Origin of the sequence: Okeania sp. SIO2B3, assembly GCF_010672525.1 — a bacterium.
Classification (GTDB): Bacteria; Cyanobacteriota; Cyanobacteriia; order Cyanobacteriales; family Microcoleaceae; genus Okeania.
In genome coordinates, this window is record NZ_JAAHGH010000185.1 from 1 (window position 1) to 7288 (window position 7288).

Here is a 7288-nt window from a genome sequence, read left to right on the forward strand (position 1 = left end):
GATACTCCAACACTGAAAAAATCAGCAAATTTTGGCAAATTTTGCTAAATTTCCCTATGCCCCTATCCTCATTTCTCTCATTCTCCCTAAATCATTAACTTACGAGACTTTGAAACAGCCCTGCCTCTTGAGAGGGGTTAGGGGTAAGTCCCCTACTCAAGAAAATGTAGAAAAGTTTTTGATAAATGGTATAAATTATTTGGCAAGGAGGAGGGTAGGGAGACTGAAGAGGAGTTTTTATAATGCTTAATTAAAAGGACTCAATATTTCTAATTTTGGTTTGCTGGAAGTACCAAAAGTCAAATTCCATCTGCTTGAACGTGATAAATATATTAGTTGGAGCTAATAATTATACTGCGATAATGTGCTTCACTTTAGTGTAGTAAAGTCTTTACGCATAATATTCAACTATTTACTTTACTGTTGCAGTTCTTCATATTTGCTATTTCTATATCCACACTGTGAATAAATAAATTCTGCTACAGGCAAGTATCAAAATACTTAATTGTCAGAAGATAATAAAGAAAAGAAAAATTCCTTCGTTGAACAGAAATTAGCATCAGAGGGATAGAGTAATAAGCAATGACAATCAAATCATTTGATCTGATAATTAAGACTAACTAAATTAGATTAATAGATAGCATTATCTATTTAAGCATAATATTATAATATCCAAAATAGCAATTGATGGTTGGATATGTATTAGTATCCAAGTTTAATAATTGCCCAGAACTAACTACCCAAAAATTCTTTAACTATTGTGACTGTTCAGACTGTGTTGGCAAACAAATCAGATTATCATTCTGGATAAATATTAAGCCTTGCTGACGTAATTTACCCATTAGACGAGTTACAGTTACGCGGGTTGAACCAATAGCACTGCCAATTTGAGCATGGGTCAAAGGCCAAGGCAAATAATAACCACTTGTTACTTCTGGTTTATCTTGGGCGATCCATGGTTCCCCATATTCTTCAATTAATAGTGTCAGAAATCCGAATAATCTGTCAATAGTGCGACGTTGACCTAAGGTACTTAGCCACAGAAGCTTCCGTTGATGTTGGTATCTAAAGGCATCTAGGACTTCTCTACGAAAGTGAGGCCAATTATCTAAGTCATGCCAATACATCCAAAGCACAGTTGTTTGCTCTGCATGAGCATAAGCTTGAAGTGTAAATGGTGACTGAGCTATCAGTTCAAATGGTTGACCAGCACCAACAAATCCAAGGAAAGCTTCGTCTGAAATATTACTCGTTTTTGACTTGCTAGACTTATTGCGACTGGCACTAATGTGGGCATTACCTACTAAACGAATTGACCCTTTTTGTACTAGATACAGCAAACCTGGACGGGCAGGAATACGTTCATCTTTGCTAAAAGCTCTACTACGGTAGTGTTCTTCTGCCCAATCTATAATTAGTTGCCAAGTAAGAAATGGCCTACTGCTAGGTGCGGAAGTGCTGCTGGGTTCCATATTCAGTGACATTTCTGGTAGGTCTGGATGTGATGATAGTTGCATTGGTACTTTACTTGTAGTAATAATTGGCCTGAAGTTTAAGTCTTTTTGGAAAAAGGAATAGAAGCAGATTTTTATCTGTCTGCTTATACCAGTTTTACCCTTAGTATTAGTGTAGCAAAAAACACATCTAATTCTGAATATTCAAGAGAAATTTTATTTATTTGAGGTGGTAATAATATTGAAAAAATTATCATTCAAGTGTAATTTTATACAGATTTTACAAAAAGCTATAAATTTATACCAGGAGCAATGGAAATTGTCTTGCAGGTATGAAAAGACATTAAAAGTTTGGGAAAAGAAGGAAGTAATTCCAATTAATCAAACTATAAATAATGGAGCAATTGTATACAAGTCAGCGATCGCTTTGAAATTAGCTTCGGTTTGCCAACAACCAGCGATATATATTGCGACTGAGTTAGTTAAATATTGTAGAGAAATAGTTAATACTGACACTAAGAAATATACAGAAAATTTTGAGTTTGAGGTAATTTCATCTGGGATAATTTACTTTTATTTAACTGATTTGAGTCTCGCTAATTGGTTAGATTATCTAACTTCTTTTCCCCTGAATTTTGAGCAACAAAAATTACGGGTTGGTGTTGACGATAAATCTTTAAAAAGCACAAATTTGTTTCCAATTCAGTATAGTCATGCTCGTTGTTGTTCGTTATTGCGGATGGGTATACGCGATCGCTTAATTAATCTTACTCCTGCGGGCCCAGATGCCAGCGGTCAATTTTTGCTGTTCCAAATTTCTCAACCTATACCCTGGCAACAACCGAATGGGCAATTACAATTTTCACATAATTCTGAATACCAATTAATTGCTCAAATTGCTTCTACTCTGGATCGTATCTATTGTGTTTCTAGCAGCAAAAAACCTATAAATTGGCAAAAAGTAGCTGATGCTATTAGTGTAGCTTTTCAAAATTTTTACAGTCATTGTCGTATTTGGGGTGAGGTGAAGGTGAAAAAACCGAAGTTAGCGCAAGCTAGATTAGGTTTGGTTTTGCTTACTCAGTCTATACTTAGATTTTTATTAGAAGAAAGGTTAGGTGGGGAAGCACCTGTAGAGCTTTAATTTGGTGTTACAATTTTGGTTGTATTTAAAATCAAACTAAAACGTATGAGTTATATTGTAATTTATGACGGCAACTGCAATTTATGTGTAACTTTGGTGCAGGTGTTGGAAAGTATAGATAAAGGTGAGCTATTTGAGTACATTCCGATGCAAGATTTAGAAAAACTCAATCAATTTGGTATTACTGCTCAAGATTGTGAAATGGGTATGATTTTGATTGATGGTAATGCACCGGAACGTCGATGGCAAGGTAGTGATGCAGCGGAAGAAATAGGGCGACTTTTGCCTGTGGGGGATGTTTTTGTGGCAGCATATCGCGGTTTACCAGGAGCAAAATGGATGGGCGATCGCTTTTATGAACAGATTCGAGATAATCGTTATACAATATTTGGTAAGCGTTCTACTACTTATAATTCACCCTATCCTTTTGGTTGTAAAGCTTCTTTAGACTTGCAAAAGTCAGGGAATAGGTAATAGGGAATAGGGAGATGAAGTTGTTGATTTGATATCTTGAATTGATTTAATTAAAACTTTTGTAAGAGGTCTTTTATCTGAGTAGAAAAGAAGTGAGTTTGCTAGAGGGAGTCCCTGATACCGTTTCACGAAAGTAGGGGCGTTAACGATAGTTATGCAAAGCAAATGGCATTGGCTAACGCCAAGCTCCGCTTTATATGTTGCGGAGCAAAACGCCCTTGCTATATGTAGCGTCCAAAAAATAAATATCAAAACTATTGACAATAATTTTATGTCTTTGCTATACTCAAGAAAATAACATAGAATATTAGTGTCTATAGTCTGTTGTTGGCTGCTGTCTCATCGGTGGTAGGCGTATATACTCACTGGTATATCTCGATTTGTAATTAATCTTTAGTATAAATAGCTGTTTGCTAAGTTAGTAGTACAAAGGACAGCGTTGGTGAAACGCATGTATAACATTAATTTGAATTACTTAGGAATCAGGAGTCAGGAGAAAGAAAAGTACTTTTCGGTTAATCTAACGTAAAGACAATATCTAATCTTGCCACTCAAAGAATTACTCTTAATTTATCTAAATTACTGATTTCATACCTCAAATCACCAACCCCCAAAGAACTAAATATCTACAAGCATCAAGATTTACTACAGATTACTACACTACAAACTTCAGATATACGAGTTAGTACATATATGTACTCTACCATTTATGAGACATTAGCTGAAGCTAGTACCACTTATATAGTGTTTATTTAGTTTGAGTAATACTCATTTTCTGAAATTCCCTGTAGAAAAATATCCCAATATTATTAGTGAGTTAAAAGAGATATTAGTTGTCACTCTTGACTTCTATTTTTTGGGGAATTTATATCTAGATAAGGGAGTTTTTTTGAGTAACTCACTATTTCACTATTAGTGATAGATATCTGATGTTCCGATGCTGTTGTTCGCAAACAACCCAAAGGAAATATCAGTAAAATGATTACAAAAAAGCAGTCTTCCATAGATAATTATGGTGATTTAATCTATAAATCTTTAAAGCTTTTAGCTCAAGCTTTATATCCATATATTGAAGAAAGAATGCGAGAATACTACTTAGATAATTGGTTGAAAGAAGCAAAAAATATCTTAAAAAATCAGCAAGGATTAAACAAACGCAACTTAGATGAAGCTTTGCGTAAAGATGTATCTCTGCAACTAAAGCTAATCTATAAACTGTGGGATAATATCTTTAAATATGATTTAAGTCAAGGAACAGAAATGAGTAAATCAAAAGTAAAAAAACTTCTAGATATTCGTAATAATTGTGCCCATTTTTTTCCATTTCCCAAGAAAAAAGTAGATATAGCACTTGACAGTATTATTCAACTACTTAAAACCATCAATGCAGCAGAAGTAGAAAATGTAGAAAAAATCAAAAACAGGAAGTATTAGAACTCCTGTTATAAGCAGACAAGAGCGTGTAAAAAAAATACTATTAGACATCTCCAGAAATTTCAAAAAATCAATTATTATCCATAAATTGTCAATTATTTATCTCTGTTTCCAGCTCCGGTGTTCCCTCTTTTCTGGAGATTTCTATTTGTTGATATTCACTTACTACCATGCTATTTTTTTTAATGTAAGTGTAAGTTGTAGCCTTATCTACCGTAATTTAATTATTTCGGTACAACATAATAAGATTTCAGCTTAAACCTAAAATTGGTTTAGTTCGATTATTAGTCTAATTACATTGGGATTATCAAAATGTTCGTATTAGTGTCAATTCTTATCTTGTGCGATATTTTCAAACTTTTGCCAATTTACCGAATAATTAAGATTTAAAGCCTCTCTTTTAAAGGAGAAAAAAGCGGTCGAGGGATGGCGAGGTCTCCTCGCCATATCCAATCGACCAAGAGAAGAAAAAATTTTCCTTAACAGTCAATCTTCTTCTTTTCAAGGATAGGTAATTGTTAATTATTAATTATTAATTATTAGATGAAAAACAATTGGCAAAATTTGCAACTCAACTAGAAATAGGTGAATTAATGCGGCTTGGTAAGGGAGCAGAAAAAGATGGAGGTCGTCAAAACCCGGCTTTACTTAGTGACACTTTTGAAGCAATAATTGGAGCCTTTTTTCTAGATTCAACTTTGACGAAAGTTCGCCCTTTTGTGAACAAAATTTTTCAACCCGTTGCAGATGAAATAATTTTTCCAGACAATGATTTAGTAGATACTAAAGGCTTTGTTGCATGAAATTAGCGTTCTTAACATCCATTCGGCAGTTATATCACTCTCTTTGGCAATGATGACTATTTATCTATTGGACAATAGTTATTACTCTGGTGATGAGCGTTGGCGGAGCCTAGCGGCAGCTATATCGCTTTGTTTGGCAATGATGACTATTTATCTATTGGACAATAGTTATTACTCTAGTGATGAGCGTTGGCGGAGCCTAGCGGCAGCTATATCGCTTTGTTTGGCAATGATGACTATTTATTTATTGGACAATAGTTACAGTAGTTTCCGCACGTTATTGTTGTACATATGCAGAGCAAGTGCGGCAGCTATATACTTTCATGCAACAAAACCGATACTAAAGCTAAATTTCAACAGTGGGCATTAAAAAAATTTCAAAAAATTCCTAGATATGAATCTAATAAATGCGGTGGTTTAGAGGATCAACCTATTTTTTTGTCTCAAGTATTTGTGGATAATATAAAGTATTTTCAAGGTGAAGGAGATAGTAAAAAAGATACAGAAAAACTTGCTTCTGAAAATGCCCTAGCTAAATTGAAACAAGAAGGATTAATATAGACGAATCTCAATAAATACAATATTTGAAAATGACAAAGAAACTACCTGAATTTAAAAATCCTGAACTTCTAAAACAAGCTCTAACCCACCGCTCTTTTTTAAATGAAAATTCTGGAGAAGAAGATAACGAAAGTCTCGAATTTCTGGGCGATGCTGTGTTAGGTTTCCTAGTGGGAGAACTACTCTATAGACGTTATAAAGAAGAATATGATTTAAAACCTAAAGAACTTACTCGTCTCCGTTCACTTTTAGTAGATGAAAAACAATTGGCAAAATTTGCAACTCAACTAGAAATAGGTGAATTAATGCGGCTTGGTAAGGGAGCAGAAAAAGATGGAGGTCGTCAAAACCCGGCTTTACTTAGTGACACTTTTGAAGCAATAATTGGAGCCTTTTTTCTAGATTCAACTTTGACGAAAGTTCGCCCTTTTGTGAAAAAACTTTTTCAACCTGTTGCAGATGAAATAATTTTTCCAGATTCAGAAAGTGATGCACAAACAGATGATTTAGTAGATACTAAAGGTAAATTTCAACAGTGGGCACTGGAAAAATTTGGAGAAAATCCTAAATATGAATCTAATAATGGAGAAGGTCCAGACCATGCCAAAATATTCACTGCTGAAGTTAGAGTTAGGGGAAAGTTATATGGCGTTGGAAAAGGTCATCGTAAACAAGAAGCTGAAAAACGGGCGGCAGAAAAAGCTCTGAGAAAAGTAGGATTAATTTGAAGAAAAAAGTGGGGTAAACAAACAAAATTTCTGGTGGTGCATTGTAATAGACATCTGGCGAAAAAAATAGACTTTTTACATAAGTAGGCAACAGGGAACAGGCAACAGGCAACAGGGAAGAAAATTTCTGAAAAAAGACACAAAAAATGATCTATATGTGTAATTTCCACTCCTATTTATAATGGTCGTCTATTAAACATCTGGTGAAAAAAATAGACTTTTTGTAGAAGTAGGAAAAAGGGAAGAAAATTTCTGAAAAAAAACACAAAAAATGATCTATATGTGTAATACCATTTTGAAAAAAGAATGTGTTCGAATAATAAGCATGAGAAAAATATTTTACAGGAGGTCTCCCTTTGACAAAAAATAGAATTTCTTAGCTCAAAACTGGCATTGAAGCTATTCCCATACGACTCTGTCCTCCTGACTTCCCCTCCTGGGAGGGGTTGGGGGTGGGTTGACTCCTAAGAAATAGTCTAACTATTTGTAGCAAACATTCATAAAATTGGTATAATTTTTACTCCTATGTCTAATGGTCGTCTATTAAACATCTGGTGAAAAAGAATAGACTTTTTGCAGAAGTAGGAAAAAGGGAAGAAAATTTCTGAAAAAATACACAAAAAATGATCTATATGTGTAATTTCTACTCCTATGTCTAATGGTGGTCTATTAAACATCTGGTGAAAAAAA

The 7288-nt window shown here is 34.2% G+C and carries 7 protein-coding genes and 1 pseudogene; 6 read left to right on the plus strand and 2 right to left on the minus strand.

The window, feature by feature from the left end; genetic code table 11:
• Nucleotides 1-755 precede the first annotated feature (755 nt).
• Complete coding sequence (locus F6K15_RS36965; protein ID WP_293070993.1) at nucleotides 756-1472, minus strand: Crp/Fnr family transcriptional regulator; 717 nt, start codon at nucleotides 1470-1472, stop codon at nucleotides 756-758.
• A 223-nt stretch (nucleotides 1473-1695) separates the two neighbouring features.
• On the opposite strand from F6K15_RS36965, the gene F6K15_RS36970 reads away from it, so the two are divergent.
• From F6K15_RS36970 to rnc, 6 genes and pseudogenes are all read left to right on the plus strand, one after another.
• The gene (locus F6K15_RS36970) at nucleotides 1696-2598 is read left to right on the plus strand and encodes a DALR anticodon-binding domain-containing protein (protein ID WP_293070982.1); all 903 of its coding nucleotides are present in this window, start codon (nucleotides 1696-1698) and stop codon (nucleotides 2596-2598) included.
• A gap of 45 nt (nucleotides 2599-2643) precedes the next feature.
• Nucleotides 2644-3072, plus strand: coding sequence for a thiol-disulfide oxidoreductase DCC family protein (locus F6K15_RS36975; protein ID WP_293070984.1), 429 nt, complete (start codon nucleotides 2644-2646; stop codon nucleotides 3070-3072).
• 978 nt (nucleotides 3073-4050) lie between these two features.
• Nucleotides 4051-4506: a Swt1 family HEPN domain-containing protein gene (locus F6K15_RS36980; RefSeq protein ID WP_293070986.1), complete on the plus strand. Its 456-nt coding sequence runs from the start codon at nucleotides 4051-4053 to the stop codon at nucleotides 4504-4506.
• 551 nt (nucleotides 4507-5057) lie between these two features.
• Nucleotides 5058-5309, plus strand: a pseudogene (locus F6K15_RS36985) (ribonuclease III domain-containing protein); the annotation flags it as partial.
• A gap of 291 nt (nucleotides 5310-5600) precedes the next feature.
• Nucleotides 5601-5870 (plus strand): putative dsRNA-binding protein, encoded by a 270-nt coding sequence (locus F6K15_RS36990; RefSeq protein WP_293070988.1) that lies wholly within the window; start codon nucleotides 5601-5603, stop codon nucleotides 5868-5870.
• Between the two features lie 29 nt (nucleotides 5871-5899).
• Nucleotides 5900-6598 carry a ribonuclease III gene (rnc, locus tag F6K15_RS36995; protein ID WP_293070990.1) on the plus strand — a complete coding sequence of 233 codons (699 nt, stop codon included), beginning with the start codon at nucleotides 5900-5902 and terminating at the stop codon, nucleotides 6596-6598.
• Between the two features lie 497 nt (nucleotides 6599-7095).
• Here rnc and F6K15_RS37000 read toward each other — a convergent pair.
• Nucleotides 7096-7288 (minus strand): hypothetical protein (locus F6K15_RS37000; protein ID WP_293070992.1); only part of this gene is annotated, 193 nt, incomplete at its 5' end.